The sequence below is a fragment of the Bradyrhizobium sp. MI1.3 genome (assembly GCF_055811695.1).
Genome location: NZ_JBVVPQ010000011.1, coordinates 86,721 through 112,864, shown reverse-complemented (window position 1 = coordinate 112,864; position 26,144 = coordinate 86,721). Strand labels below are relative to the sequence as shown.

Annotated in this window: 30 protein-coding genes; 14 read left to right on the top strand and 16 right to left on the bottom strand. The window is 64.5% G+C overall.

From position 1 onward, the window contains the following. Positions 1 to 8 precede the first annotated feature (8 nt). Together AC0L3A_RS10765 and AC0L3A_RS10760 are read right to left on the bottom strand one after the other, a co-directional pair. A complete protein-coding gene (locus tag AC0L3A_RS10765) occupies positions 9 to 236 on the bottom strand; it encodes a hypothetical protein (RefSeq protein ID WP_007594737.1) in 228 nt (75 codons plus the stop codon). Between the two features lie 96 nt (positions 237 to 332). Next, the gene (locus AC0L3A_RS10760; RefSeq protein WP_473254332.1) at positions 333 to 785 is read right to left on the bottom strand and encodes a hypothetical protein; all 453 of its coding nucleotides are present in this window, start codon (positions 783 to 785) and stop codon (positions 333 to 335) included. A 158-nt stretch (positions 786 to 943) separates the two neighbouring features. On the opposite strand from AC0L3A_RS10760, the gene AC0L3A_RS10755 reads away from it, so the two are divergent. Further along, positions 944 to 1,216: a helix-turn-helix domain-containing protein gene (locus tag AC0L3A_RS10755; protein ID WP_219678604.1), complete on the top strand. Its 273-nt coding sequence runs from the start codon at positions 944 to 946 to the stop codon at positions 1,214 to 1,216. A 4-nt stretch (positions 1,217 to 1,220) separates the two neighbouring features. Here the strand turns inward: AC0L3A_RS10755 and AC0L3A_RS10750 are convergent, their stop codons facing one another. Both AC0L3A_RS10750 and AC0L3A_RS10745 read right to left on the bottom strand, forming a co-directional pair. Further along, positions 1,221 to 2,453, bottom strand: a complete 1,233-nt coding sequence (locus AC0L3A_RS10750) for an aminotransferase-like domain-containing protein (RefSeq protein ID WP_473254330.1) — start codon at positions 2,451 to 2,453, stop codon at positions 1,221 to 1,223. Between the two features lie 65 nt (positions 2,454 to 2,518). After that, positions 2,519 to 3,046, bottom strand: a complete 528-nt coding sequence (locus AC0L3A_RS10745; protein ID WP_473254329.1) for a DUF3124 domain-containing protein — start codon at positions 3,044 to 3,046, stop codon at positions 2,519 to 2,521. Between the two features lie 67 nt (positions 3,047 to 3,113). Here AC0L3A_RS10745 and AC0L3A_RS10740 point away from each other — a divergent pair, with 67 nt between their 5' ends. From AC0L3A_RS10740 to AC0L3A_RS10725, 4 genes are all read left to right on the top strand, one after another. Continuing rightward, positions 3,114 to 4,841 carry a cation:proton antiporter gene (locus AC0L3A_RS10740; RefSeq protein ID WP_354127322.1) on the top strand — a complete coding sequence of 576 codons (1,728 nt, stop codon included), beginning with the start codon at positions 3,114 to 3,116 and terminating at the stop codon, positions 4,839 to 4,841. Between the two features lie 173 nt (positions 4,842 to 5,014). After that, entirely contained in the window at positions 5,015 to 6,091 is a 1,077-nt protein-coding gene (gene ribB / locus AC0L3A_RS10735) for a 3,4-dihydroxy-2-butanone-4-phosphate synthase (protein ID WP_007594722.1), read from the top strand. Positions 6,092 to 6,274: 183 nt separating this feature from the next. Then, complete coding sequence (locus tag AC0L3A_RS10730; RefSeq protein ID WP_007594720.1) at positions 6,275 to 7,489, top strand: acyl-CoA dehydrogenase; 1,215 nt, start codon at positions 6,275 to 6,277, stop codon at positions 7,487 to 7,489. Between the two features lie 181 nt (positions 7,490 to 7,670). Beyond that, complete coding sequence (locus tag AC0L3A_RS10725; RefSeq protein WP_473254327.1) at positions 7,671 to 8,591, top strand: MBL fold metallo-hydrolase; 921 nt, start codon at positions 7,671 to 7,673, stop codon at positions 8,589 to 8,591. Positions 8,592 to 8,642: 51 nt separating this feature from the next. Here the strand turns inward: AC0L3A_RS10725 and AC0L3A_RS10720 are convergent, their stop codons facing one another. Together AC0L3A_RS10720 and AC0L3A_RS10715 are read right to left on the bottom strand one after the other, a co-directional pair. Then, on the bottom strand, positions 8,643 to 9,497 hold the full coding sequence (locus AC0L3A_RS10720) for a DUF1499 domain-containing protein (RefSeq protein ID WP_007594716.1): 855 nt from the start codon (positions 9,495 to 9,497) through the stop codon (positions 8,643 to 8,645). A 153-nt stretch (positions 9,498 to 9,650) separates the two neighbouring features. Beyond that, positions 9,651 to 11,279: a fatty-acid--CoA ligase gene (locus AC0L3A_RS10715; RefSeq protein ID WP_007594714.1), complete on the bottom strand. Its 1,629-nt coding sequence runs from the start codon at positions 11,277 to 11,279 to the stop codon at positions 9,651 to 9,653. Between the two features lie 65 nt (positions 11,280 to 11,344). On the opposite strand from AC0L3A_RS10715, the gene AC0L3A_RS10710 reads away from it, so the two are divergent. Then, positions 11,345 to 12,496 (top strand): extensin family protein, encoded by a 1,152-nt coding sequence (locus AC0L3A_RS10710; protein WP_473254325.1) that lies wholly within the window; start codon positions 11,345 to 11,347, stop codon positions 12,494 to 12,496. A gap of 36 nt (positions 12,497 to 12,532) precedes the next feature. Here the strand turns inward: AC0L3A_RS10710 and AC0L3A_RS10705 are convergent, their stop codons facing one another. Next, positions 12,533 to 13,219: a L,D-transpeptidase gene (locus tag AC0L3A_RS10705; protein ID WP_007594711.1), complete on the bottom strand. Its 687-nt coding sequence runs from the start codon at positions 13,217 to 13,219 to the stop codon at positions 12,533 to 12,535. A 336-nt stretch (positions 13,220 to 13,555) separates the two neighbouring features. Here AC0L3A_RS10705 and AC0L3A_RS10700 point away from each other — a divergent pair, with 336 nt between their 5' ends. Together AC0L3A_RS10700 and AC0L3A_RS10695 are read left to right on the top strand one after the other, a co-directional pair. Continuing rightward, positions 13,556 to 14,533 (top strand): magnesium transporter CorA family protein, encoded by a 978-nt coding sequence (locus AC0L3A_RS10700; protein ID WP_007594709.1) that lies wholly within the window; start codon positions 13,556 to 13,558, stop codon positions 14,531 to 14,533. Between the two features lie 186 nt (positions 14,534 to 14,719). Then, the gene (locus AC0L3A_RS10695; RefSeq protein ID WP_106942821.1) at positions 14,720 to 14,938 is read left to right on the top strand and encodes a hypothetical protein; all 219 of its coding nucleotides are present in this window, start codon (positions 14,720 to 14,722) and stop codon (positions 14,936 to 14,938) included. Between the two features lie 78 nt (positions 14,939 to 15,016). On the opposite strand, the gene AC0L3A_RS10690 is transcribed toward AC0L3A_RS10695, so the two are convergent. The 3 genes from AC0L3A_RS10690 to pdxH all read right to left on the bottom strand — a co-directional run bounded on the left by AC0L3A_RS10690 (position 15,017) and on the right by pdxH (position 17,283). Next, positions 15,017 to 15,784, bottom strand: a complete 768-nt coding sequence (locus AC0L3A_RS10690) for a class I SAM-dependent methyltransferase (RefSeq protein WP_473254323.1) — start codon at positions 15,782 to 15,784, stop codon at positions 15,017 to 15,019. Between the two features lie 7 nt (positions 15,785 to 15,791). Beyond that, complete coding sequence (locus tag AC0L3A_RS10685; RefSeq protein ID WP_007594703.1) at positions 15,792 to 16,544, bottom strand: SDR family NAD(P)-dependent oxidoreductase; 753 nt, start codon at positions 16,542 to 16,544, stop codon at positions 15,792 to 15,794. A 97-nt stretch (positions 16,545 to 16,641) separates the two neighbouring features. Beyond that, a complete protein-coding gene (pdxH, locus tag AC0L3A_RS10680) occupies positions 16,642 to 17,283 on the bottom strand; it encodes a pyridoxamine 5'-phosphate oxidase (protein WP_007594697.1) in 642 nt (213 codons plus the stop codon). A 113-nt stretch (positions 17,284 to 17,396) separates the two neighbouring features. Here pdxH and AC0L3A_RS10675 point away from each other — a divergent pair, with 113 nt between their 5' ends. After that, a complete protein-coding gene (locus AC0L3A_RS10675) occupies positions 17,397 to 17,804 on the top strand; it encodes an RT0821/Lpp0805 family surface protein (RefSeq protein ID WP_007594695.1) in 408 nt (135 codons plus the stop codon). A gap of 110 nt (positions 17,805 to 17,914) precedes the next feature. Next, the gene (locus tag AC0L3A_RS10670; protein ID WP_219678588.1) at positions 17,915 to 18,877 is read left to right on the top strand and encodes a DnaJ C-terminal domain-containing protein; all 963 of its coding nucleotides are present in this window, start codon (positions 17,915 to 17,917) and stop codon (positions 18,875 to 18,877) included. 329 nt (positions 18,878 to 19,206) lie between these two features. Here AC0L3A_RS10670 and AC0L3A_RS10665 read toward each other — a convergent pair whose 3' ends face one another. Then, the gene (locus AC0L3A_RS10665; protein ID WP_007594681.1) at positions 19,207 to 19,977 is read right to left on the bottom strand and encodes an anti-sigma factor family protein; all 771 of its coding nucleotides are present in this window, start codon (positions 19,975 to 19,977) and stop codon (positions 19,207 to 19,209) included. A gap of 106 nt (positions 19,978 to 20,083) precedes the next feature. Then, entirely contained in the window at positions 20,084 to 20,572 is a 489-nt protein-coding gene (locus AC0L3A_RS10660; protein ID WP_473254322.1) for a sigma-70 family RNA polymerase sigma factor, read from the bottom strand. 173 nt (positions 20,573 to 20,745) lie between these two features. Here AC0L3A_RS10660 and fabI point away from each other — a divergent pair, with 173 nt between their 5' ends. From fabI to AC0L3A_RS10640, 4 genes are all read left to right on the top strand, one after another. Next, entirely contained in the window at positions 20,746 to 21,561 is an 816-nt protein-coding gene (gene fabI / locus AC0L3A_RS10655; protein ID WP_007594677.1) for an enoyl-ACP reductase FabI, read from the top strand. A 14-nt stretch (positions 21,562 to 21,575) separates the two neighbouring features. Next, positions 21,576 to 22,175: a histidine phosphatase family protein gene (locus AC0L3A_RS10650; RefSeq protein ID WP_007594675.1), complete on the top strand. Its 600-nt coding sequence runs from the start codon at positions 21,576 to 21,578 to the stop codon at positions 22,173 to 22,175. An 88-nt stretch (positions 22,176 to 22,263) separates the two neighbouring features. Continuing rightward, the gene (aroC, locus tag AC0L3A_RS10645; RefSeq protein WP_219678584.1) at positions 22,264 to 23,352 is read left to right on the top strand and encodes a chorismate synthase; all 1,089 of its coding nucleotides are present in this window, start codon (positions 22,264 to 22,266) and stop codon (positions 23,350 to 23,352) included. A gap of 80 nt (positions 23,353 to 23,432) precedes the next feature. Further along, complete coding sequence (locus AC0L3A_RS10640) at positions 23,433 to 24,662, top strand: adenylate/guanylate cyclase domain-containing protein (RefSeq protein ID WP_473254321.1); 1,230 nt, start codon at positions 23,433 to 23,435, stop codon at positions 24,660 to 24,662. Here AC0L3A_RS10640 and clpS read toward each other — a convergent pair. Genes clpS through crcB (AC0L3A_RS10620) form a run of 4 tightly spaced genes read right to left on the bottom strand, consistent with a single transcriptional unit; the run spans position 24,626 to position 26,143 of the window. Beyond that, positions 24,626 to 24,931: an ATP-dependent Clp protease adapter ClpS gene (gene clpS / locus AC0L3A_RS10635; RefSeq protein ID WP_085352545.1), complete on the bottom strand. Its 306-nt coding sequence runs from the start codon at positions 24,929 to 24,931 to the stop codon at positions 24,626 to 24,628. The genes AC0L3A_RS10640 and clpS overlap by 37 nt on opposite strands. Positions 24,932 to 24,974: 43 nt before the next feature. After that, on the bottom strand, positions 24,975 to 25,316 hold the full coding sequence (locus AC0L3A_RS10630) for a DUF190 domain-containing protein (protein ID WP_007594670.1): 342 nt from the start codon (positions 25,314 to 25,316) through the stop codon (positions 24,975 to 24,977). A 2-nt stretch (positions 25,317 to 25,318) separates the two neighbouring features. Next, positions 25,319 to 25,747 (bottom strand): fluoride efflux transporter CrcB, encoded by a 429-nt coding sequence (gene crcB, locus AC0L3A_RS10625; RefSeq protein ID WP_473254320.1) that lies wholly within the window; start codon positions 25,745 to 25,747, stop codon positions 25,319 to 25,321. Positions 25,748 to 25,753: 6 nt separating this feature from the next. Beyond that, positions 25,754 to 26,143, bottom strand: a complete 390-nt coding sequence (crcB, locus tag AC0L3A_RS10620) for a fluoride efflux transporter CrcB (protein WP_007594666.1) — start codon at positions 26,141 to 26,143, stop codon at positions 25,754 to 25,756. Position 26,144 lies beyond the last annotated feature (1 nt).

Genomic DNA, 26,144 nt, shown 5'->3' with positions numbered 1-26,144 from the left:
GTTGCGCATTAGTCCCAATGGTGACGGTGGCCACGCTTGATCACGACGACGCGGTCGCGATTGTGCCAGCCGCGATGCCAACCGTGATCGCGATGCATGCCGTATTCGGCGCGGGCGCCATACATGCCGTGATGATGACCTCCGCGCTTGATCACCACCGTCTCCGCGCTGGCGAGCGTCGGCAGTGCAACCGCGAGCGCGCCGACAGCGGCAAGCACATAACCAAACTTCTTCATGATGTCCTCCTCCAATGGAATGCAAATCTAAACGGCGCATTCGCGGGAACGTTCCGGAGGAATCGCAGGAGAATTCTGAACGCCTGTTCAGGTGGGTTAATCGCAGCGCTGTTGTGGAGGTGTCGGCGCGCCGGTCGCGACGTATTTGCCGTCCCTGATCGTGTACTCGCCGCGCTCGCTGCGATTGTAGACCGCGCGCAAGCTGCCTTGCTTCGAAAGGAGCAGGCCAAACTCGCGCGTCTGCTGCAGCAAGGGGAAGTACACCATCACATTGAGCAGGCCGTCGGCGTTGACCATCGCCGATACCACTTCGTTTTCGTCTTTGGCCTCGCCGAAATTGCGCCGGTACATCACCCTTCCGTCCTTCCGGATCTCGTAAATCAAGAGCGCGCCCTTGTCGCGGTCGGGCCGGGCCGCGCAGTCGACCGCCCATGAGCCGAGCAGGCCCCATTGCTCGACGGTCGTCGCAAGCGATTCGGCACCGGCCGCGGGCGTGAACGCAACCCACAGCACTGCTGCCGCAATCCAGCGGCTCAAACAACTCGTCATGTCCTGATGAGCCCCACCTCCGAATAATTCCGAAGTGTAGCATCCCACGCGCGATCGTCCACGCTGACCGCCATTCGCGCGCGAATTTGATCCGCGTCAATGAGGCCGGCCGCTTCCGGAGTAGGATGGCGTTCCCGAAGGCGAAATTGGATAGACCGATGCTGAATCAAGTCAGGGATTTCGCAGGCGAGGTGCTGCCGGGGAGCTGTGCCGTGCCGCCTTATTCCGAGACCGCGTTTCTGGCCGAGCTGGGCGACCGCTTGAAGTCCTCACGCATGCGCTGCGTCCTATCGCGCCGGGAGCTGGCCCGCCGCTCCGGGATTTCCGAGCGCTACATCGCTCAGATCGAGGCCGGCAAGGGCAACGTCTCGATCGTGCTGCTGCTGCGGCTGGCCTCCGCGATCCACGGCAGCCAGCCCCAGATCGTCTGAAGGCTCAGGCCCGCTTCTCCACATTGGCGCTGCGGGCCGGCACGCCGAACTCCTTGCGGCAGATCTCGGCCAGCACGGCGACGCCCTCGCGGATCTGCTGATGCGAGGGGCTCGCAAAGCACAGCCGCAGTCGCGATCTGGAGTGGTTTTTGTCAGTCGACCATTCCGGCCCCGGATTGATCGATACGCCGGCGGCAAGCGCGGCCTGATACAGCTTCAGCGTATCGACCTGATCGGGCAGCTTCACCCAAAGGAAGATGCCGCCCTTCGGCTCCTCGAATTCGGCGGCCGTCCCGAACTGCTCGTTGACGGCCTCCATCAGCGTGTCGAGCTTGGTGCGCAGTGCCTTCGTCAGCGCCGGCACGTGGGTCGAGAAATGCGGCTTGCAATAGGCGGCGAGCACCATCTGCTCCAGTGCGCCGGAGCCGGCGTCCGTCTTCAGCGCCAGCATCCGCGACATCACATCCCAGGGCGCGACGATGAAGCCGACGCGCAGCGCGGGCGCGATCGACTTCGAGAACGAGCCGATATGGATCACGCCGCCGTTCCGGCTCATCGCATGGATCGCCGGCGGCCGCTGTCCTGACCAGACCAGATCGGCATAGCAATCGTCTTCGAAGATGGGCACGCCGTAGTCTGCCGACAGCCGCAACAGCTCCGTGCGGCGGCCCTCCGGCATGACGCTGCCGGTCGGGTTCTGCACGGTCGGAATGGTGTAGATGTACTTCGGCCGGATGCCGCGGCCCTTGAGGTCGGCAAGCATCGTGGCCAGCACGTCCATGCGCATGCCGTCCTTGTCGAGGGGGATGCCAACCACATTGACCCCGAGCCGCGCCAAACGGGTCAGCGAGCCCTGATAGCTATCCTGCTCGAAGATCACGGTATCGCCGCGCGTCAGCAGCGTGGCGTTGACGAGGTCGAGCGCCTGCAGCGAGCCGGAGACGATCAGGAGATCGTCGACCGTGCAGTTGATGCCGGCATCGCGCTTGAGTTTCGTCACCAGGAATTCGCGCAAGGGCAGATAGCCCTGGGGACCATGTGCCAGCCCGTAAGTGGCGAGCGAGCGGCCTTCGCGTTGCAGAGCCATGTTGGCCGCCTCGATCAGATGATCGAGCGGCAGCTGCTCGGCGTCGTTGTTGCCGCCGACAAAACTGTATTTGGCGAGACCCGTCCAGCGCGCAGAGGGGGCCGGCAGCCCTGCGGGAAACAGGGGCGCAAAATCGAAGCTGGACGTCATGGGAGCGTTCCTCATTCTATTCTTGTCAGGCTGCCGGCTTTGCGCAGGTCAGTCGTGCTTCTTACTTATTTCTTGCCGACCGTCCGGGTCGGACGGCCCTGGCTGATGAAAGCGTAATGCGCATTGGCGACGCCGCCAACCATCAAGGCCTCGACGGCAGGCTCGGCGATCTCGCTTGTTGCGGCCCAATCGACGAGGAAATTGGCTCCCGTCCCGCCGCGTACGTCGTCGGTCGGAATGAAGATCGAGACGGTGGCGAGGGGCTTCAACGCGACGGGTGCCTTCAGATAGCTCTCGACCTGCTTGCCTGAGGTATCGAAATAGCCGATGCGTTTGACCACCAGTGCTTGCGTCTCGGAGGCGTTGTGCACGCTCAGGGTCACCGAGAAGTCGACGCGCAGCTTGCCCTGGCTCATCGCGACGCTGGAATAGGCGGGCACGTAGAACCCGCCGGAGACGGCGAGTTCTTCTTTCGGCAGTGCGGTGAGGGAATCGGCAAAGCTTTGTTCGATATTGACCTTGGATTGAGCGAACGCGGGCACGGAGCAGGCCAGGGGGCATAGCAGCATTGCAATGGCGAGCCCCATCCGCATGTGACGAATTGCTCGCTTGCCGCGCCGCACTCGATCACTAGGGTGCGGCAAAACGGACCAATCTGGCATGCACGAGCTCATTCGCGACATCACTCTCTGTATCCTGTTTGCCTGGATGTTGGGCCTGCTTGCCCACTTCTCCAGGCAACCGTTGATCCTGGCCTATCTTATCGCCGGCTTCTGCATTGGTCCATTTGGCGCCGGCTGGGTCAAGTCGCAGGAATCGATCAGCGTCATCTCCGAGCTCGGCCTGATCTTCATGCTATTCATGATTGGCCTGGAGATCGACCTGAAGAAGATCGTGCGGGCCGGAAAGGTCATCCTGTTCGCGGCGGGCGGCCAGCTCCTCGGCGGCTGTCTGCTCGGGGTGCTGTTCTTCGTCGGCATCGGCCTGTCGCTCGGCGGCGGGCAGTTCGATGCTGTTTACCTCTGCGTCGCCTGCGCGCTGTCGAGCACCGTCATCATCGTCAAGGTGCTCTACGAGAAGCGCGAGCTCGACACGCTGCCGGGCCGCATCACCCTCGGCGTGCTGGTGCTCCAGGACATCTTCGCCATCCTGTTCCTGGCGGTGCAGCCGAGCCTTGCCAATCTGGAAATCAGCGTCATCCTGCTCTCGATCGGCCGGGTCGCGGTGCTGGTCGCCGCCGCCCTGCTGGTGAGCCGCTACGTGCTGCCGCGTCTGTTTCACCAGATCGCCCGCCGCCCCGAGCTGATCCTGCTCGGCGCGCTCGCCTGGTGCTTCCTGGTCGCCGAGACAGCCGAGCGGCTGTCGCTGTCCCGCGAGATGGGCGCCCTGATCGCCGGCGTCTCGCTCTCGACCTTTCCCTACGCGCTCGACGTCACGGCTAAGGTCACGACGCTACGCGATTTCTTCATCACGCTGTTCTTCGTCGCGCTCGGCATGACCATTCCCGTGCCCGGGCTCTCCGTGATCGGGCTTGCCCTGATGATCGCGGCGTTCACGGTGGTGAGCCGCCTCGTCACCACTTTCGCCCCGCTCTATCTGATGAAGCAGGGCCTGCGCGCTAGCCTGTTGCCGGCCCTGAATCTCGCGCAGATCTCCGAGTTCTCGCTGGTGGTGATCCAGACCGGCGTCGCCGACCACCACATCGCAGCCCAGACGGCGAATGCGGCCTCCTTCGCCTTCGTGGTGCTGGCCGTGCTCTCGACCTTCGTGATGACCCGCAGCGACGAGATCACCCGCTGGGCGATCGGCCCCCTCAAGCGGATCGGCCTGCGCGATCTCGACCACGGCAACGGCCATGGCGAGGAAGGGCACGAAGGCCATGGCGAGGCGCGCCGCATCGTCATCCTCGGCTTTTTCCGTGCGGCGAGCGCGCTGCTGGCCGAGATCGAACGGCAGGCCCCGGTGCTGCTCGAGCAGATCACCGTGATCGACTTCAACCCCAATGTGTACCAGACGCTGCTTTCGCGCGGCCTGCACGTGATCTATGGCGATATCAGCAGCGCCGACACGCTGCTCCATGCTGGCGTCGGCAAGTCCGAGATGATCATCCTCAGCGTACCGGATGCGCTTCTGAAGGGTGCCAGCAACGAGAAGCTGGTCCGCCACGTTCGCACCCTCAACCCGACCGCCATGATCGTTGCCACGGCCGATCTGTTGTCGGATGTAGGCGAACTCTACGCGGCCGGCGCCAGCTATGTCACCGTGACCCGGCTCAGCGACGCTCATGAGTTGTTCACGGTGATCGAGGCCGCCCAAGCCGGCCTGTTGGCCGACAAGCGTGCCGAGCTCGATCAGCGGCTCGGCGAGCGGCGCGAAGTGCTGCCCTGACCGCGCCCGGCCGGCTTCTCACCGGGCTTTTCCGCGCCCATATCCCTGGTATGCCCGCGCAAGCCGCCCGCCGGGCAGGGCTGCGGTCCGGCATATGTGGTTGCGCCGGGGACACTAGCGCCCCGGGCCAAGTCCGGCTAAGCCTCCGGGCCATAACCGATAGAGATTGGGAAATGCCGGATAACGTCCAGGAAGTCTTGCAGGCCTTTGCCCGGGGTGAGCTCGTGGTCGTCACCGACGACGATGACCGCGAGGGTGAGGGCGATCTGATCGTCGCCGCCTCGTTCTGCACCGCGGAGAAGATGGCGTTCATCATCCGCCACACCTCCGGCATCGTTTGCGCGCCGATCACCACCGAAGATGCGCGCCGCCTGCGGCTCGATCCGATGGTGGCCCACAACGATTCCGCGCACACCACCGCATTCACGGTTTCGATCGACTACAAGCCCGACGGCGGCACCGGCATCTCGGCCGAGGAGCGCGCCTCGTGCTGCCGCGCGCTGTCCAATCCCAACGCCGGCGCCAACGATTTCGCCCGTCCCGGCCATATCTTCCCGCTGATCGCCAAGGATGGCGGCGTGCTGCTGCGCTCCGGCCATACCGAGGCCGCGGTCGATCTGTGCAAGCTCTCCGGCCTGCCGCCGGTCGGCGTCATCAGCGAGTTGATGAACGACGACGGCAGCGTGATGAAGGGCGAGCAGGTCGCCCGCTTCGCCGCCCAGCACAAGCTCAAGCACGTCACCATCGCCGACATGATCGCCTACCGCCAGGTTCGCGAGAAGCTGATCGAGCGGGTCTCGACCTTCGTCACCGAGAGCCCGATCGGGCCGCTGCAGGGCTATGCCTACCGCTCGCCGTTCGATTCCATCGCCCACGTCGCCTTCGTCTACAACGGCGTCGGCGACGGCAAGAACGTCCTGACACGCTTCCACAAGCCGAACATCGTCAAGGACATCTTCACCGGCCACAAGCGCATGGCGGCGGTGCTCGAGCACTTCAAGAAATCCGGCCGTGGCGTTCTGGTCTATCTGCGCGACGGTGCGGCCGGTGTCCCCGTGGCGCCGCTGCCCGATGAGAGCGCGACCGAGGCCGACCGCAACCGCCAGTGGCGTGAAGTCGGCGTCGGTGCGCAGATCCTGCGCGATCTCGGCGTCACCTCGATCCGGCATCTCACCTCCTCGGTGCACGACTACAAGGGCCTTTCGGGCTTCGGCATCGAGATCGTCGCCAACGAGCAGCTCGAAAGCTAGCGCTGTCATCTCAGGGTGCGCGAAGCGCATCCCCCGGGGGGCGCGAAGCGCATCCCCCGAGGTGAGCCTCGCTCGTCCCCGGGATTCACGCAGACCCGATCATCTGCAACGCAATTGCACTTGTTGCCGCGGCGCTTTACGTTGTCGGGCAAATTTTGACGGAACCAGACGAAAGGACGTTTCATGACCGCGCGCCCTCAGGCCAAGGACAAGCCGGCTTCGGCTTCTTTCCAATGGGACGATCCGTTCCTGCTCGACGAGCAGCTCACCGAAGACGAGCGCATGGTGCGCGACACCGCGCGCGCCTACGCCCAGGACAAGCTGCTGCCGCGCGTTGCCAAGGCCTATCTCGAAGAGAAGACAGATCGCGAGATCTTCAACGAGATGGGCGAGCTCGGCCTGATCGGCATCACGTTGCCGGAGGAATATGGCTGCGCCAATGCAGGCTATGTCGCCTATGGTCTGGTCGCGCGCGAGATCGAGCGGGTCGATTCCGGCTACCGCTCGATGAACTCGGTACAGTCCTCGCTGGTGATGTATCCGATCTACGCCTATGGCGACGAGAACCAGCGCAAGAAGTACCTGCCGAAGCTCGCCAGCGGCGAGTGGGTCGGCTGCTTCGGGCTGACCGAGCCTGACGCCGGCTCCGATCCGGCCGGCATGAAAACCCGCGCCGAGAAAGTTTCGGACGGCTATCGCCTGACCGGCAGCAAGATGTGGATCTCGAACGCGCCGATCGCCGACGTGTTCGTGGTCTGGGCCAAGTCGGCCGCGCACGACAACCAGATCCGCGGCTTCGTGCTGGAGAAGGGCATGAAGGGCCTGTCGGCACCGAAGATCGGCGGCAAGCTGTCGCTTCGCGCCTCCATCACCGGCGAGGTCGTGATGGACGGCGTCGTGGTTCCGGAAGACGCGCTGCTGCCCAACGTCTCCGGCCTGAAGGGCCCGTTCGGCTGCCTCAACCGCGCCCGCTACGGCATTTCCTGGGGCGTGCTCGGCGCGGCCGAGGACTGCATGCACCGCGCCCGCCAGTACACGCTCGACCGCAAGCAGTTCGGCAAGCCGCTGGCTGCGACCCAGCTCGTGCAGAAGAAGCTCGCGGACATGCAGACCGAGATCGCGCTGGGCCTTCAGGGCTCGCTTCGCGTCGGCCGCCTGATGGACGAGGGCAAGTTCGCGCCCGAGATGATCTCGATCATGAAGCGCAACAATTGCGGCAAGGCCCTCGACATCGCCCGCGTCGCGCGCGACATGCACGGCGGCAACGGCATCTCGATCGAGTATCACGTGATGCGCCACGTCCATAACCTCGAGACCGTCAACACCTACGAGGGCACCCACGACGTCCACGCCCTGATCCTGGGCCGCGCGATCACGGGTATTCAGGCGTTTTTCTGAGCGCCATGTGTTCCATGGCAGTTGCCTTGCTCCGCTGTCATCGTCCGCCTTGTGCGCATTGCGCACTGGGGCGGACGATCCAGTATCCCAGAGACCTCGTCTTCGTCTCGACCGCCGCGGCGTACTGGATACCCCGCTTTCGCGGGGTATGACGGCAGAGAGTTTGGCTACAGGAAGTCCCATGTCCGACAATGACGACGTCCCGTTCAACCGCGACTTTCCGCTGAAGCCCGGCATCGTCGAGGAAGTCCGCCCCGGCGTGCGGCGGGTGCTCTGTAACAATCCGAGCCCGTTCACTTTCACCGGCACGGTCAGCTACATCGTGGGCCGGGGCAACGTCGCGATCATCGATCCCGGTCCGGACGACGAGGCGCATGCGGCGGCGCTGCTTGATGCTGTCGGCGGCGAGACGGTGAGCCATATCTTCGTCACCCACACCCACCGCGACCATTCGCCGAACACCGCGCGGATCAAGCAAGCGACCGGCGCGCCTGTTTACGCCGAGGGCCCGCACCGCGCCTCGCGCCCGCGTTTCGAGAGCGAGAAGCACAACCCGGAATCCGGCGCCGACCGCGACTTCGCGCCCGATATCAGGATCGGCCATGGCGACGTCGTCGAAGGAGACGGCTGGCGGCTCGAGGCCGTGGCGACACCCGGCCATACCGCCAATCACCTCGCGTTCGCCTGGCCCGAGCGGAAGTTCAACTTCGTCGGCGATCACGTGATGGGATGGTCGACCTCGATCGTGGCGCCGCCCGACGGCTCGATGATCGACTACATGGAATCGCTGGATCGCCTCGCCGCGCGCGAGGAGGATGTGTATTTCTCCGGTCACGGTCCCGAAATTCCCGACGGTCCGCGCTTCGTGCGTTTCCTGATCCGTCACCGCAAGGCGCGCGAGGCCTCTATCCTGCACCGCCTGGCCAAGGGCGAGACCGACATCCCGACCATGGTCCGGGCGATCTATATCGGCATCGATCCGAGGCTCACCACGGCAGCGGGTTATTCCGTGCTGGCGCATCTGGAGGATCTGGTCGCCCGCGGCGTGGTGGCGACGGACGGCGATCCCGTGATTGGCGGGACCTATCGGATGGCGAACTAGTCCCTCGTCATTCCGGGGCGCGCGTTAGCGCGAACCCGGAATCACAGAATCCTACTTCTTCACCGTCTTGGCCGGCGCCTTCGGCGGCGCCACCGGCGTCTTCTTCACCGGCTTGAGTGCGTCGGCATCGGCGGCGGTGTTGAGATCGTCGATGAATTTCTTCACACGCGCGGCGTTGCTGCCGAGGTCGCTCTCGAAATAGCGCGAGGCGGAGCGGATATCGACGCGGGAATCCTCGCCGTCGGGCACGACGCGGATCGCGATGTCCTCGCGGAACCCCATGATCGGCGAGCGCGCCACCGCCTCGATGCGGCCGATGCGGCGCGGCGGCTGCGGCGCGCGCTCGTCGATGACAAGCCATTTGCGCTTGTTGACGAGCTGAAGCGCGATCGCATAGGCGCGGTCGACTGAAATCTCGAGCTCGATCGGCTCGATATCGGGATAGAATTGACGCTGCTGCTCGGCCGAATAGAGGCCGGCATACACCGCGGTATTGGCACCATCGCCGGTGCGCAGGCGGGCCAGTGCGTCGAAGCGCGGCGGGTCGATCGGGTCGGTGGTGATGTCGTGGATCGCCGGCAGCTTGCGGTATTGCAGGCCGAGATAAGCTGGATAGGCGAGGATCGCGCCGTCGATCAGGAAGGCAAGCAGGATGCGCGCCATGCCGCGCGAGCCGTTCTGCCAGATCGCAGCGAAGCCGGCGAGCCCGAACAGGATCGAGAGCGCCGCAATCCCAAGCCCGCCGAAGAAGGTCGCGAGTGCCGGCTTCATCTCCAGGAAGCCGAACCGGACGATGATGATCGAGACCACCACCGCCACCACTGCGAACACGGCCAGATTGCGCGCCCAGCTCGCGAGGCTGGACACGGGCTCCGACTGATAGGGAGCGGAAAACCTGCGGGCCATCGGGTGAGCTCTGCCGGGGTCTTAGGGACGGTGCCGGCCGATCTGGCACGACGATGGGCCGTTGAGACCACGGCCCGCGGGCAAATTCAAGCGTTCCGCAGAAGGCTGCATCGTCATGGCCGAGCTTGACCCGGCCATGACGGTGGTGGCCGCCTACGCCGCCGCGTTCGGGAAGCGGTACTCCCTAAACTGGTCGCGCAGCGCGGTCTTCAGGATCTTGCCCGTCGCCGTATGCGGGATGCCTTCGACGAAGGCAACGTCGTCGGGCATCCACCATTTGGCGATCTTGCCGTCCATGAACTTCAGGATGTCCTCGCGGCTGGCCTGCTGGCCCTGCTTCAGCTGCACGATCAGCAGCGGACGCTCGTCCCATTTGGGGTGGAACACGCCGATCACGGCGGCTTCCGCCACTGCGGGATGACCGACTGCGAGGTTTTCCAGCTCGATCGAGGAGATCCATTCGCCGCCGGACTTGATCACGTCCTTGGAACGGTCGGTGATCCGCATATAGCCGGCCTCGTCGATGGTCGCGACGTCGCCGGTGTCGAAGAAGCCGTCCTCGTCGAGGATGTCAGTGTCGACCCGGTAATAGGCCTTGGCGACGGCCGGGCCGGCGACCTTGAGGCGGCCGAAGGTCGTGCCGTCCCACGGCAGTTCCTTGCCGGCATCGTCGGTGATCTTCATCTCGACGGCGAACGGCGCGTAGCCCTGCATCTGCAGCACGTCGAGCCGTGCCTCGCCCGTCGCATTCTGGAACGGCGGCTTCAGCGCCGCGACGCTGCCGATCGGGCTCATCTCGGTCATGCCCCAGGCGTGGCGGACGTTCGAGCCCATGTCGAGGAAGGCCTTGATCATCGAGCGCGGCATCGCCGAGCCGCCGCAGATCACCATCTTCAGGTCCGGCAGTTTCAGATTGTTCGCGGTCATGTGCTGGAGCAGCATCAGCCACACCGTGGGCACGCCGGCGGTATGCGTCACCCTCTCGGTCGAGAGCAGCTCATACACCGAGGCGCCGTCGAGCTTGGCGCCGGGCATCACGAGCTTGGTGCCCTGCGAAGGCGCGGAGAAGGCGATGCCCCAGCTGTTGGCGTGGAAGAGCGGCACCACGGGAAGCATGGTCTCGGAGGCGCTGGTGCCGAGCGCATCGACATTGTTGGCCATCAGCGCGTGCAGCACGTTGGAGCGATGCGAATACAGCACGCCCTTGGGGTCGCCGGTGGTGCCTGATGTGTAGCACATCGCGGCCGCCGTGTTCTCGTCAAAGTCCTTCCATTTAAACTTGCCGTCGGCCTCCGCAATCCAGTCCTCGTAGGCGACCACGTTCTTCAGCGTCGTCTGCGGCATGTGCGCCTTGTCGGTGAGCACGACGTAGCGTTCCACGCTTGTCAGCTTGTCGGCGATCTTCTCCAGGACCGGAATGAACGTGATGTCGGTCATCACGATGCGGTCCTGCGCATGGTTGATGATCCAGGCGATCTGCTCGGGGAAAAGGCGGGGATTGACGGTATGGCAGATGGCGCCGATCCCCATGATGCCGTACCAGACCTCGAGATGGCGCCAGGTGTTCCAGGCGATCGTTGCGACACGGTCGCCGAGCTTGATGCCGTCGCGCTCCAGCATCTGCGAGACCTTGAGCGCCCGCTTGTGGATATCGGCATAGGTGGTGCGATGGATCGGTCCCTCGACCGAGCGCGTCACAACCTCCTGCTTGCCATGAATCTTGGCGGCGTGTTCGATGATCCGGTGGCAGAGCAGGGGCCAGTCTTGCATCAAACCAAGCATTCGGTCGTTCCTCCGAGAAGCCGCTGGGCGGATTGTCGCTCTCAGCGTTGGGCCAAAGAATTGTCATGAGTTTTAGCCTGCCCGCCTTTCGCCGCAAATGGTCTTGTCGCGGCTATATGTCCGTCGGCGCGGCCATGGTTACCGTCGCGCTCGGGCTCGCGGATCGGGCTGAGGCGCGCAAATATGGGTCCCCGCTGGACATCTTTGGTATTGCTGCACCACGGCCGCGCGCGACGGTTCGTTCTACCAATATCTCCGGCAGGATCCCGCTCCCAAGGCCTCGCCCCGAGGAGGCCCCCAAGGCATCGGCCAAGGCGTCGGACGAGGCTCCTCCGGAGACCGGCGGCAAGCCTTCAGCGGAAACGCCGTCTCCCGGCAAGCCTTCCGTGGACAAACCTGGCAGCACCAAGCCCGCCGAGGAGGCCCCCCCGCCCGAGAAGCAGGCCTCGGCGTGCCGTCTCGCGCTGACCGAGGAGATCGCTATCGCGCCCTCGATCCCGGATATCCGCGGCCCCGGCGCCTGCGGCGGTGAGGATCTGGTGCGGCTCGAAGCCATCGTGCTGCCGGACAAGCGCAAAGTGGCGGTCAAGCCGGCGGCGATCCTCCGCTGCACCATGGCGTCCGCGATCGCCGATTGGGTGCGCAAGGACGTGGTGCCCTTGGCCGCGAGCCTCGGCTCGACCATCAGCGATCTCGACAATTTCGACAGCTTCGAGTGCCGCGGCCGCAACCGCGTTGCCGGCGCCATGCTGTCCGAGCACGGCAAGGCCAACGCGATCGATGTCCGCGCCATCAAGCTCGCTAACGGGCAGTCGATCGGCCTGACCGACCGCACCATGTCGCGCGAGGTGCGCGAGCGCGTGCTGCATTCGGTCTGCTCGCGCTTTTCGACCGTGCTCGGCCCCGGCTCGGATTGGTACCATGAGGACCATATCCATCTCGACCTCGCGCAGCGGCGCAACGACTACCGGATCTGCCAGTGGAACGTCTGGGATCCCCTGCCGCAGGTCGCCCCGCTGCTGCCCGCGGAACGGCCCGAGGAGGCGCCGCCGCGTGAGGTCGCGGCCAAACCTGAAGCGAAGCCCGAGGCCAAGCCCGAGACGAAGCAAAGCGTTGATGACGAGGCGGCGGAGGCATCTCCCGCGCCTGCGGACAAGTCGGGGGCCGAGGGCCACAAAGCCCAGCCGCACAAGCCGGCAACAAAAAAGCGCCGGTGAAACCGGCGCTTTTGAATGTCAGAGATCAGGAGGCAATCAGTAGCTGCCCGCCTGGCCAGTTCCGCCGCCGCCGAGCGCAAGGCGCGAATTGTACGGCGAGTCGCCATGCTTCGGTTCGAGCACCACGACGATGGTGCCGACCTTGACGCGGCCATAGAGGTCGATCGCGTCCTCGTTGGTCAGGCGGATGCAGCCCGACGAGATTGAGGCGCCGATATATTCCGGCTGATTTGTGCCGTGAATGCGGAACAATGTGTCCTTGCCGCCCGAATACAGATACATCGCCCGCGAACCCATCGGATTGTCCGGACCGGGGGCGACGAAGGTGGGCACGCCCAGGCGCGAAATCTCGCCGGGGGTCGGGTGCCAGGCCGGCCATTCGGTCATGCTGCCGACCTTGGCAATGCCGGACCAGGCCATGGCTTCTTCACCGACGGTGATGCCGTAGCGGATCGCCTTGCCGCCATCCAGGACGTAGTAGAGGTAATGGTTGTCGGAATCGACCACGATCGAGCCGGGCGATTCCTTGCGGTGGTACTCGACGATGGCGCGGCGGAACGGCTCTGCGACCGGGGTGTTCTCGTACCGAACCTTGGCAAGGAGTTCCTTGTCCTTCGGCTTGAATGCCTTGGTGTCGGTCGCTTCAAAATGCGTGGCCTGCATGCAGCCCGACAGCATCAGGCCAGCGGCCAAAATACCCAGCGTAACTTTCAGCAACGACATGATTTGGTTCCAATCGACAACAACAAGCTTTCGTGGGGCTTGAGCAGGCCCAATTCCACGATTCCGTTGGCCCCATTATCGTTGAAATCTGCCACAATTCCAGCCTTACGAAGCTTCTCCCGCGCTGCAAGACCTTACCTGTGGCTTTTCTGCCGCAAGTTTTGCGGGCCCGAGTCGGTTTCTGGGCAAAACGGGCACATGTGTCGATTCCGTGCCACAGTTGGGCCACGGCGCCGCCACAAATGCAAACGCTCCGTTAATGTGCTTGTCATCATCAACTTGTCAGAATCGCGCTAAGGGCTGTCAGTCTATCGCAGGCCCCTCCTGGAGTTGTGCATGTTTTCTGTGTTTGTTCCCTCCGAGTCCTCCCTCAAGAAGGCCATCGTCGAGGATCTCGCGGCAGTACCGGAGCATGCGGTCTGGATCGACCTGGTCAACCCGACCGCGGCCGAGGACAAAGCCGTCGAGAAGCTCTCGGGGATCGCAATCCCGACCCGGGAGGACATGCAGGAGATCGAGATCTCGAGCCGCCTCTATATGGAGAACGGCGCGCGCTACATGACCGCGACGCTGATGTGCCACTCCGATACCGACATGCCCCGAACCACGGCGGTGACCTTCATTCTCGGCGACCACCGCCTGGTGACGGTGCGCTATGACCAGCCCAAGCCCTTTGCGCTGGTCGAGGCCAAGCTGGCCCGTTCCTGCACGCCGGCCATCACCGGCGAGATGGTGCTGATGGAACTGCTCGATGCCGTGATCGACCGCTGCGCCGACATCCTGGAGCGCTGCGGCGCCGAGATCGACCAGGTCTCGCATGACATCTTCGAGCCGGAGAGCGAGCGCCACGGTCATGCCAAGCAATATTCGCAAATCCTGATCTCGATCGGCCGCAAGGGCGACCTGACCTCCAAGGTTCGCGAGAGCCTGGTCTCGATCGGCCGTGTCGTCGCCTTCCTCTCGGCGGTGGTGGAGGGCGTGAAATGGTCGAAGGACATGCGCGAGCAGCTCAAGACCATGCAGCGCGACGTCGTCTCGCTGACCGATCATGCCTCCTATCTTTCTAGCAAGATCACCTTCGTGCTCGACGCCATGCTCGGCGTCGTCAATCTCGAGCAGAACAACATCATCAAGCTGTTTTCGGTCATGGCGGTTGTCCTGATGCCGCCGACGCTGATCGCCTCGATCTACGGCATGAACTTCAAGTCGATGCCGGAACTCGAATGGGCGCACGGCTATCCGTTCGCGCTGGTGCTGATGCTGATTGCGGCGATCGTTCCGTACTGGATCTTCAAGTGGAAGAAGTGGCTGTAATAGCTACCGAGACCTTACGCGGGACGCAGAGACACAGTGTCTGGTGTCGCAGAATAGAGCGGGATTGCGGCCGCACGGCGATGTGTGCTCGCCGCCCCAATTCCTCCGGTAAAATTTGAGCGGTGGGCTGAACGTTTACGCGAAACTTGTCTGCGATAAGGAGCAGGTAAGCCGCGAGGAACAGCCATGGTTGAAAAACACATAACGACGCCCCCCAACGTCATCGATCTGGCGAGCTATCGCCACGTCGTGACGAGCGGCAAGGCGTCGTCGATGTCGGCACGCATGTGCCGACACTGTGGTGCTCCGCTGCTCGACGGTGAGAACGACGACGATTGTTCGACTGCAATCAGCACGGCCGCTCCGCAGCCACGCGAGAGGTCACGTCGGATTCGACTCGATTGAGGAACGGAAGCCAAGGGCGATCCAGGTCTTGCGGCGGCGTTGTCTGGATCGCCTTGCTCCCGCCCTTCGGCAAATCAGCTAGCGCTTCACGATCTGCGCCGTCGAGACGATGGTCTCGGCCACGACCCCGTTGCCGCTGAAAGAAGCCAGGTGCTCCCGGACGTCGCGTAGCATCGCCTCGACATTGTCGCCCAGCGCATCTGGTGATGACGACGAATAGGTCAGCGTGCGCCGCGTCAGGTCCTCCACGCCAACTACGTGGCTGGTCTCGACCGTGACGAGTTCGGTGGGCTGAAAGGCGCTGCCGCGAAAGAACGCCGGCAAGTCGCGATGGGTGCGCGTGCCCCTGCCTGCCTCCTCCCAGAGCTTGGCCGGCGACCAGCGGCGGCGTACGTCGTTGTAGCCATCGAGCCACGGGTTTCTGCCGTCGGTGACCGAGAACGAGGCGCAGATCAGAATTGCGCCACCGCGCGCAACCAGCCGATCGAGCCGTGCAAGCGTCGGCTCACGATCCATCCAATGCAGCGCGCGGCCGATCGTCACGACGTCGAAGCTGATGTCGGGGCTGAGCGTCTCGACCTTGCCTTCGATCAGCGTGAGTGCGTGGCCTGCGCTCGCAGCCGCGCGTCGCGCCGCATCGAGCATGGCAGGTTCTGGGTCGACGCCCACGATGCGGCCGACATAGGGCGCAAAGCCGAGCGCCAGCAGCCCAGGTCCGGTGCCGAGGTCGATCAAGCTGCTTTGCGTGGAGAGGCCGAGCTTTTCCGCGACGCTGCGAAAGAATTCGCTCGGGTACGGCGGTCGCAAATGCTCGTAAAGTGCCGCAGTGCTAGCGAACCGACCCATGCTTCGCCTACACGTGCTGGCCGCCGTTGATGTGGATCTCGGCGCCGTTGACGTAAGAACTGGTGTCCGTACACAGCACGTAGATGATCTTGGCGACCTCGTCGGGCGTGCCGAGCCGGTGCATCGGGATCTGCTGGTCGACGATCTTCTCGGTGCCCGGCGACAGGATCGAGGTGTCGATCTCGCCCGGCGCGATCGCATTGACGCGCACGCCGACGCGGCCGAAGTCGGAGGCCATCTCGCGCGTCAGGGATGCCAGCGCGGCCTTCGAGGTGGCGTAGGCGGCGCCTGCGAAGGGATGCACGCGCGAGCCCGCGATCGAAGTGACGTTCACGACAGAGCCCTTGGCCGTCTTCAGTTCCTCGAGCAGCCCGCGCGCCATCATGATCGGCGCGAAGAAGTTGACGTTGAACACATGCGTCCAGGTGTCGAGGTCGGTGTCGATCGAGCCGAGCCTGGAGCCGCCGGCGCCCTTCGGTGAGATCGCGGCATTGTTGACCAGCGCATGCAGCATCCCGCCTTCGAGACGGTCGCGGATGTCGGAGATTGCGCGGGTGGTATCGGCGGGCGTGGCGAGGTCGACCTGGATATGGTCCTCAGGGCCTGCATCCCACGGACAATCCTCCGGGAACGGATGTCGCGAGCAGGTGATCACGCGCCAGCCGGCCGAGGAGAAACGGATCACGGTGGCATGGCCGATGCCGCGGCTCGCCCCGGTCAGGAGCAGCGTGCGGCGCGGCGCGTTGGAAGGCTGCGGCATGAAGGTCTTTCAGGTTGGAGCATGATCCGGACCCGGAGGGCCGCGTTAGCGCAAAGCGTGCAGCGGTTTTCCGAAGGGATCATGCTCGAACAAAATACTAAGGATACATCCGCGTCTTGGACCATTTCTGGCCGGCCGCGTCACGGCGAAATTCGATGCGGTCGTGCAGGCGGAATGGGCGGTCATGCCAGAATTCGATACGCGACGGCGTGATGCGCCAGCCGCTCCAGCCCGGCGGCCGCGGCACCTCGCCGATCATGTGCTTGGCGGCGACCTTGGCGATCGCCTGCTCGAAGGCGAAGCGGCTCTCCAGCTCCTGCGACTGCTTGCTCGCCCAGGCACCGATCTGCGCCTGTTTCGGGCGGGTGGCGAAATAGGCGTCGGCTTCGGCCTCGGTCACCGGCGTCACGTTGCCGCGGATGCGGACCTGCCGGCGCAGCGACTTCCAGTGAAAAAGTAACGCCGCCTTAGGATTTGCGGCGAGTTCGCGGCCCTTCTGGCTGGCGATGTGGCTGTAGAAGACGAAACCATCGGTATCGAAGCCCTTCATCAGCACCATGCGCACATCCGGCAGGCCATCGGGATCGACGGTTGCGAGCGCCATGGCGTTCGGATCGTTCGGCTCGCTCTTGATGGCTTCGTTCATCCAGGCCTCGAACAGCGCAAACGGCTCGTCGGCGGCGGTGAAATCACCGGATGTTAAGGGTGTCTGGTGTTTCATCGAGGTCGTGTCGGTCATGTCTGGGGTCCGAGTTGCGTCCTGCGGTCCAAAACGCGCTGTTGTCTGCTACCGCCCTATATAGGGTATGGGGACGCGTTGGCCTATCGGCGATCCGGCCGTCCGGCTTCGTCATGACGATCATTCTGATCGGGCTCGGCACCGGCGGTTGCAGCTTCTCCCGCAACGACAAGAGCGCCTACGCCAAGGCCGAGGACAGCGACCTCACCGGCTCGATCGCAATGCCGGCCAGGGCGGCGGCACCGACCGAGACCGATCTCGCCTTCGCCCGCAACGCCGCCTCCGACGTCCTCAGCAAGAACGACAAGGATTCCAGCCAGCATTGGGAGAATCCGGAAACCGGGGCGCGCGGTTCGGTCACTCCGATCGCGCAATCCTATGCCGCCGAGGACGGCCGCAAGTGCCGCGACTTCCTGGCGAGCTACGTCAACGGCAGCACCGAAAGCTGGCTCCAGGGCGCGGGCTGCCAAAGCAGCCGTGGCAGTTGGGAGATTCATACGCTAAAGCCGTGGCGGAGCTAGGAATCGCTTCACCAGGCTAGTTGCAAAAATACCACTCGCCCCCCACATGAGGCTCAGTTGGGGGCGGGGAGCCCTTTGAACAATTCGATTTCTTGAAGGAGACGTGACGGATGCGCGACCCCTATGAGGTCTTGGGGGTGCCGCGGAGCGCCAACGCTGCCGCGATCAAGAGCGCCTATCGCAAGCTTGCTAAGAAGCACCATCCTGACAGCAACAAGAACGACCCGAAGGCGGCCGAGCGCTTCGCTGAGCTCAATTCGGCCAACGAGATCCTCGGCGACGAGGACAAGCGCAAGCAATTCGACCGCGGCGAGATCGACGCCGACGGCAAGCCGCGCTTCCAGGGCTTTCCCGGCGGCGGCGGGCCGCGCGGTCGCGCGGGTCCCGGCGGGTTCGAGAGCTATACGTTCCGCGGTGGCGGCGCGGGCCCTGGTCCGGGCGGCGGCGCGTTCGAGGACATCCTCAACAGCATGTTCGGCGGTGGGCCGCGTCCGCGCCCCGGGGCCGGCGGCGGTGCCCAGTTCGAATTCGACACCGGCGGGATCGGGCTCGATCTCGACGTCAATGTCGCTATGACCGTCTCGCTGGAGGAGGCGGTGAAGGGTGGCGAGAAGCGCGTCCGGCTGCCGAACGGCAAGGAACTCAACGTCAAGGTTCCGGCCGGCGTGACCGAGGGCCAGCAGATCCGGTTGCGGGGACAGGGCGAGAGCGCCCAGGGCCATCCGCCGGGTGATCTCCTGATCACGATCGGCATCGCGCCGCATCCGTTCTTCAAGATCGAGGGCGCCGATCTCCGGATCGACCTGCCGGTCACGCTTTATGAGGCGGTGCTTGGCGGCAAGGTCCGCGTGCCCACCCTCGGCAATGCCGTGGAGCTTTCGGTCCCGCAAAACACCTCCAGCGGCCGGACCTTCCGCCTGAAGGGCAAAGGATTGCCAAAAGCTGGCGGAACCGGGGATCTCTTCGTTACTGTCAGGATTATGCTACCGGACGGGAACGACGCCGAGCTTGAAGCATTGATGGAGAAGTGGCGGGACCAACGCCCCTACAATCCACGTAGCGGGCTTGGCTAAGCGTGATCCAGAAAGTGTGAAGGGGTTCTCCTAAAGACTGAGAGCGTCGTCCGTCGAGATGATGCTCATCATATGCCCGAGGCGTGTTAGCCCTTCTTGGCTCACGTGCTCGACGTGTCGGCTGTCCGGCGGGGCAGCCGATAAAAAGGTGCGGCCTCGAGAGGGGGACCAGCGCGGTACCAAAAACCCCAATCGAGGCCGCCCGCGTCGATCGGCGGATCGAACGCTGCTCATTTTCGCGTGATCATCCGGTGCGATAATGAGACGCGCCGATGTCTTCATTCCAAATTTTCAATGTCGGAATCGAGGCACCGCGCTTGCGTGGTTGTCTAGGTGCCGCTTTTCTCTGCTTGGTCGTAGACCGCCTGCGCCACTTTGGTCAGCCGATCCCGGTCGCCGCCACCGCTGACGACGTAGCCGACGCCGCGCTCCGACCAGAACAGCGCCCCGTCCTTGTCCGTTCGGGCGTAGCGCATCTGCGTTGCACCATTCTCGGTCTTGGCGGTGTAAATCGTGTACCGCTCGCCCGAGGCACCCTCATACATCAGGAACGACGCCGGCCCGTTCGGCCCCGGCAAAAGCCGGCCACCGACGAGCTTTAGTCCACTCGCCTCCAGGTTCGGTGCAAACACGGTCCAGCCGCAGCGCCGGGTCAGCCAGGCCTGGAGGTGGTCGCGCTCGTTGCCGCCGACCTCGACGGGATGGCGAACCTCGACGACATAGAGGCGGTGGGCGTCGAGTGCGTCAGTCGTAAAACTCTGGAAGGTCGAGGGCGCGTTGGCGGCGCCATGCGCCAGCCAGCCGGCGGTGCCGCCGGCGACGAAGGCCACCAGCACGGCCGCGGCGGCGCCATAGAGCCAGTGCCGCGGGCGGCGCTCCAGCCGTTCGAGCTCCAGCCGCGCCGGCACCGGCTCCTGGGCGACGGAATCGTAGCGGGCGTGCAGCATCTCGGCCATGGCGCGCCAGGACTGCACGCGCTCGCCATCCTCAGGCTGCGCGGCAAGCCAGGCTTCGACGTCGGCACGGCGCTCGGCCGGCAACTCGCCGTCGACATAGGCGTGCAGTTCGTCCTCGGTCACTGGGATCTTGCGGTCGTTCATATCGATCGTCTCTGGCTCTGCGGCCCAAAATGTTCTTCGTGGTTCAACTGCGCCGCTTCCCATGCCATGCAGGAGAAACGACCGGCGCGATGCATCAATCCTGCCATCATTTCACCCGCCTGAGCGCCGGGCGCTCACCCTCCAGCGAGGCTTTAACGTGGGCGCGGGCGCGTGCCAGGCGCGACATCACGGTGCCGATCGGCACGCCCTGGATGTCGGCGACCTCGCGGTAGCTCATGCCCTCCAGCATCACCAGGAGCAGCGCCGAGCGTTGCTCCTCGACGAGCGTCGCCAGCGCCCTCTCGATATCGCGCCCTTCGGCTTCGGTCCCGCTGGCGTCCGGGTTGTTCTCCGTCAGCTGCATGAATTGCGGGCGCCGTGCCAGCGAGCGCCGCCGGTTCTTGTTGAGGTTGGTCAGGATCGTATAGAGCCAGCTCCTGACGTCGCCCCCGAGGAACAGGCGCTCCGAACGCAGCGCCCGCACCAGCGTATCCTGCACCAGATCGTCGGCCGCATCCGCCTCGCGCGTGAGCGCGCGGGCGTAGCGGCGCAACGCCGGGATCATGGCTTCAACGCTCTGGCGAAACGCACTCATTGCGATCTTGACGTCCTGATGTCCGGCGCGAGCGCCACAACGATCATAACACCCGAGCGGAACGGCTATTCCGGCGCGTGAAACAGCGTTAACGCCGCGTATTAGGACTGTACCGCCACGGAGGGCTGGTGTACCTCCAAACCTTACCGGGAGCTCGACGGGACGTTAGCAAAATGGCGCAGAATTCAGGTCTGATGCAGGGCAAGCGGGGCGTGGTCCTCGGCGTTGCCAACAACCGCTCGATCGCCTGGGGCATTGCCAAGGCATGTCACGCGGCCGGCGCCGAGCTCGCCTTCACCTATCAGGGCGATGCGCTGAAGAAGCGCGTCGAGCCGCTTGCCGCCGAGATCGGCGGGCTCGTACTCGGCCATTGCGACGTCACCGATGCCGCGACCATCGATGCGGCGTTCGCGGTGCTGAAGGAGAAGTGGGGCAAGATCGACTTCCTGGTGCATGCGATCGCCTATGGCGAGCAGCTCGACGGCCGCTACGTCGACACCACGCAGGAGAATTTTTCGAAGTCCATGCTGATCTCCTGCTACTCGTTCACAGCCGTGGCGCAGCGCGCCGAGAAGCTGATGACCGACGGCGGCTCGCTGATCACGCTCAGCTATTACGGCGCCGAGAAGTGGATGCCGCATTACAACGTCATGGGCGTCGCGAAAGCGGCGCTCGAAGCAAGCGTGCGTTATCTCGCCGCCGATCTCGGCGAGAAGAACATCCGCGTCAACGCGATCTCCGCGGGGCCGATCAAGACGCTCGCGGCGTCCGGCATCGGCGATTTCCGCTATATCCTGAAGTGGAACGAGGCCAACGCGCCGCTGCGGCGCAACGTCTCCACGGAAGACGTCGGTGGCAGCGCGCTGTATTTCCTCTCCGACCTCTCGCGCGGCGTCACCGGCGAGGTGCATCACGTCGATTCCGGCTATCACGTGCTCGGCATGAAGCGCCCGGACGCGCCGGACATTTCGTTCGGCGGGAAGGACTAACTTTTTACCCAGCAATGCCCGTGCCCACGATCTATTATCTGCGCCACGGCGAGACCGAGTGGAATGCGCTCGGGAGGCTTCAGGGCATCAAGGACATTCCGCTGAACGCGCGCGGTCGCGATCAGGCCGTGCGGGCCGGCGGCATTCTCGCCGATCTGTTCAAGCGCGAGGGCCGCGACAAGGCTGCATTACCCTACGTGTCGAGTCCGCTTGGCCGCGCGCGACAGACCATGGAACTGGCGCGGAGCAAGCTCGAACTGCCGATTGCGGACTATACGCTCGACGATCGCTTGCGCGAGATCGGCTACGGCACCTGGGAGGGACTGACGCTGGCCGAGAGCGAGGCCTCCGATCCCGAAATATATGCCCGGCGCCTCGCCGACAAATGGACGGTGGGCCCCGCGGGCGGGGAGACCTACGCCGATGTGCAGGTCCGCGTGCGCGCCTGGTACGAGCAGCTCCGGACCGACACCGTCGCGGTCGCCCATGGTGGGACCTGCCGGGCCCTGATGGTTTCACTCGGCCTGGAGACGCCGGCGAGCGCCGCCGAACTCTACATCGAGCAGGGCGCCGTCTACGTGTTCCGGGACGGGCGGCTGGAGAAGTTCAGTTAAGCCGGCTCGCCGTCTCCGTGGGGGCTGCGGGTTTGACCACCGGCGCCCCGCGCGTTACCACACGCGGGAACCGAGCCAGCGAGCAGCGATGTCCTTCAACACCTTCGGCCACATGTTCCGCGTCACGACCTTCGGCGAGAGCCATGGGGTGGCGATCGGCTGCGTGGTCGACGGCTGCCCGCCCATGATCCCGCTCGTCGAGGCCGATATCCAGGGCGATCTCGACCGGCGGCGGCCAGGCCAGTCGCGCTTCACGACCCAGCGCCAGGAGCCGGATCAGGTCAAGATCCTCTCCGGCGTGATGGCGCATCCGGAGACCGGCGTGCAGGTGACGACGGGCACGCCGATCGGGCTCCTGATCGAGAACACCGACCAGCGCTCCAAGGACTATTCCGAGATCAAAGACAAGTTTCGCCCCGGTCATGCCGACTTCACCTATGAAGCAAAGTACGGACTGCGCGATTATCGCGGCGGCGGCCGCTCCTCGGCGCGCGAGACCGCGACGCGCGTTGCCGCCGGCGCGATCGCGCGAAAGGTGTTGCCCGATGTGAAGGTGCGCGGCGCGTTGGTGCAGATGGGGCCGCACAAGATCGACCGCGCGAAGTGGGACTGGGACGAGATCGCGAAGAATCCGTTCTTCTGTCCGGACAAGGACAAGGCCGCATTCTTCGAGACCTATCTCGACGGCATCCGCAAGAGCGGCTCCTCGATCGGCGCGGTGATCGAGGTCGTCGCCGAAGGTGTGCCGGCTGGCCTTGGCGCGCCGATCTACGCCAAGCTCGATTCCGATCTGGCGGGCGCGATGATGACCATCAACGCGGTGAAGGGCGTCGAGATCGGCGCCGGCTTTGGCGCGGCGGAATTGACCGGCGAAGAGAACGCCGACGAGATGCGCACGGGCAATGACGGCACGCGTTTTCTCTCCAACCACGCCGGCGGCGTGCTGGGCGGCATCTCCACAGGGCAGCCGGTGGTGGTGCGTTTCGCGGTCAAACCGACCTCGTCGATCCTGCAGCCGCGTCTCACCGTCGATCGCAACGGCGCCGACACCGAGATCATGACCAAGGGCCGCCACGATCCCTGCGTCGGCATCCGCGCCGTACCCGTCGGCGAAGCCATGATGGCCTGTGTTTTGGCGGATCATTTCCTGCGCGACCGCGGCCAGGTCGGGCGCTAGCGCTGCGCGAGGCGCTTGTATCGCGCCACTAGCCCACCGCGCAGCTTGACGATCCCACAACTTCGTCCGCAAATGCGCGCATGGAAAGTTCCGAGCTCCAACGCATCACCAGCTGGCTGATCGACGGCGCCTGGTCGTCGAAGACCCCGGCCGAGATGACGGCGGAAGCCTGCGAACGGATGGTCGCAGCCGGTCTGCCGCTATGGCGGTTCGGCATCTTCATCCGCACGCTGCATCCCGAAATTTTCGGTCGCAACTTCATCTGGCGGGAGGGCGAGGAGGTCGAGATCGGCACGGTCGATTTCGAGATCCTGGAGACGCCGGAATTCGCCAGAAGTCCGCTGCGGGTCGTGTTCGAGCAGGGACTTGAGGTGCGCGGACGCATGGACGATCCCGGCAGCAAGCATTTCCCTTTTTTCGACGATATGCGTGCCGAAGGCGTAACCGACTACGTCGCGACGCCAATGCAGTTTCTCGACGGCTCGGTCCACGCGACGAGCTGGACCACGCGCCATCCAGGCGGATTCACCGATGAACACATCGCGGCGATTCACGCCATCATCAAACCGCTCGCGCGCATCACTGAGATCATCAGCCTGCGCCGCACCGCCGAGATGCTGCTCGACACCTATGTCGGCAATCGTGCCGGCGCGCGCATCCTTGGCGGTCAGATCCGCCGCGGCCACAACGACACCATGCAGGCTGCGATCTGGCTCTCCGATCTGCGCGGCTTCACCGCACTGTCGGACCGGCTGCCGGCCGAGACCGTGGTCGAGATCCTCAACCATTATTTCGACTGCCAGGTCGCCGCGATCCGCGGCCATGGCGGCGAGGTGCTGAAATTCATGGGCGACGGCCTGCTCGCGGTATTCCCCATCGACGAATATGTCGGCGATGCCGCGCATGTCTGCACGCGGGTGCTGGAGGCGGCGCGCGAATCCCGCGCCAGCGTCGAGGCGCTCGCGTACCCTGTCGGCGATGTCGTCGAGCGCTTCCGCTTCGGCGTTGCGCTCCACGTCGGCAACATCCTCTACGGCAATATCGGTGGCGGCAATCGCCTCGACTTCACCTGCATCGGTCCCGCCGTGAACCTTGCCGCCAGGCTCGAGAAGATCACCGGTCGCCTGGGGCGGACCGTCGTGGCCTCGGAAATGTTCGCCAGTGTCTGCCGCCGCGACTGGCACGAGCTCGGCGAATTCCCGATCGCGGGCTTTTCAAAGGCGCAGCGCGTGTATGGGCTGACGGATGAAGCACCGGCGCTGGTCGCTGAGCGCTACTCCTCCGGCTCCGTCGTGAACAGCAGCGGATAGCCCTTGGTGCGGCCGGCATCCGTTGCGCGGGTAGCCTTGGTCTCGGCGACGTCCTTGGTGAAAACTGCGACCACGCAGGCGCCGAGCTTGTGGGCGGTGATCATCACCTTGTAGGCCTGATCCTCGGTCATCCGGAACTCGGCCTTGAGGATCATCGTGACGAATTCGCGCGGCGTGAAGTCGTCGTTGATCAGGATGACCTTATGAAGCTTCGGCCGCTCGACCTTGGTCTTCGTCCTGGCTTTCGGTTTGGCAACGGTATCGTTCATTCCGCCTCCCGGATATGGCGGGCTCGGGTTCCTGCCGGCGCGCTCAGCGCGCGGCCTTCTCACCATATTGCAGGACCTGTACCTTCTCCAAGGTGATCAGGCCGCTCGACATCATGCCATCCAGGATGGGCAGGAATGCATTGATGTTGTCCTCGCTGTCGACGATCTCGATCAGCAGCGGCAGGTCTTCCGAGAGCCGCAGGATTTTGGACGTGTGGAGGCGGCTCGACTTGCCGAAGCCCATGGGGCCGCGCAGCACGGTGGCGCCGGCCAGATGCCGCTCGCGCGCCGTCATCACGATCGCTTCATAGAGCGGCTTGCCGTCGAAATGGTCGTTCTCGCCAATGAAGATCCGGAGCGAAACTGCCTGATTGGGGATTTGCATGATTAGCTCCTTCGCAAGCGGTTGGTGCCGCTGGCTATCATATGGCCTGCCCATACCGACACCAGCCAGCAAATGACGGATGCCGCGATATAGGCGAGCGCCGTATATTTCATGCCGCCGTGGAACAGGCGGAAGGTCTCCAGGCTGAAGGTCGAAAAGGTCGTGTAGCCGCCGCAGAACCCGGTCATGACGAACTGCCGGTGCTCGGGCCGTGCCAGCAGGCGGCCGTCGGGTCCGGTCAGCGTCGCGTAGAAGCCGATGATCAGTGAGCCCGTGGCGTTGATGAACAGCGTCGCGACCGGGAAGCCGGGCCCGGTGTCGAGCGCAAGCCCGACCAGATAGCGCGTCAGCCCGCCGACCATGCTGCCGGCGGCAATCCAGGCATAGAGCGTCGCGGTGCGCCAGCGATCGGCAAAGGAGGGGGACTTCATCTGCCTCTAGCCTGCCAGAGTGTCCGTGAGGAGGAAGCCGCAACTGACGGCCGCGAGGCAGAGCACGACCGAGACCGCGACATTCCCGAGCGCGTGCATCGCCTCGCCGTTGCGCGCCAGCGTCAGCGTTTGCAGACTGAACGAGGACACCGTGGTGTAGCAGCCAAGAAAGCCGGTGACCGCGAACAGCCATGGATCGGGCGCGGCGAAGGCCGAGCCGGGATGGGTCGCCAATGCGCCAAAAATGCCGATCAGAAAGGCGCCAGTGACGTTGATGGTCACGGTGCCCCACGGAAACGTCTCGCCCAGCCGCCGGGCGATCGCGCCGGAGATGAAATAGCGCGCGCAGCCGCCGAGCATGCTGCCGATCATGATCGCAAGCACTCCGCTCAGCACG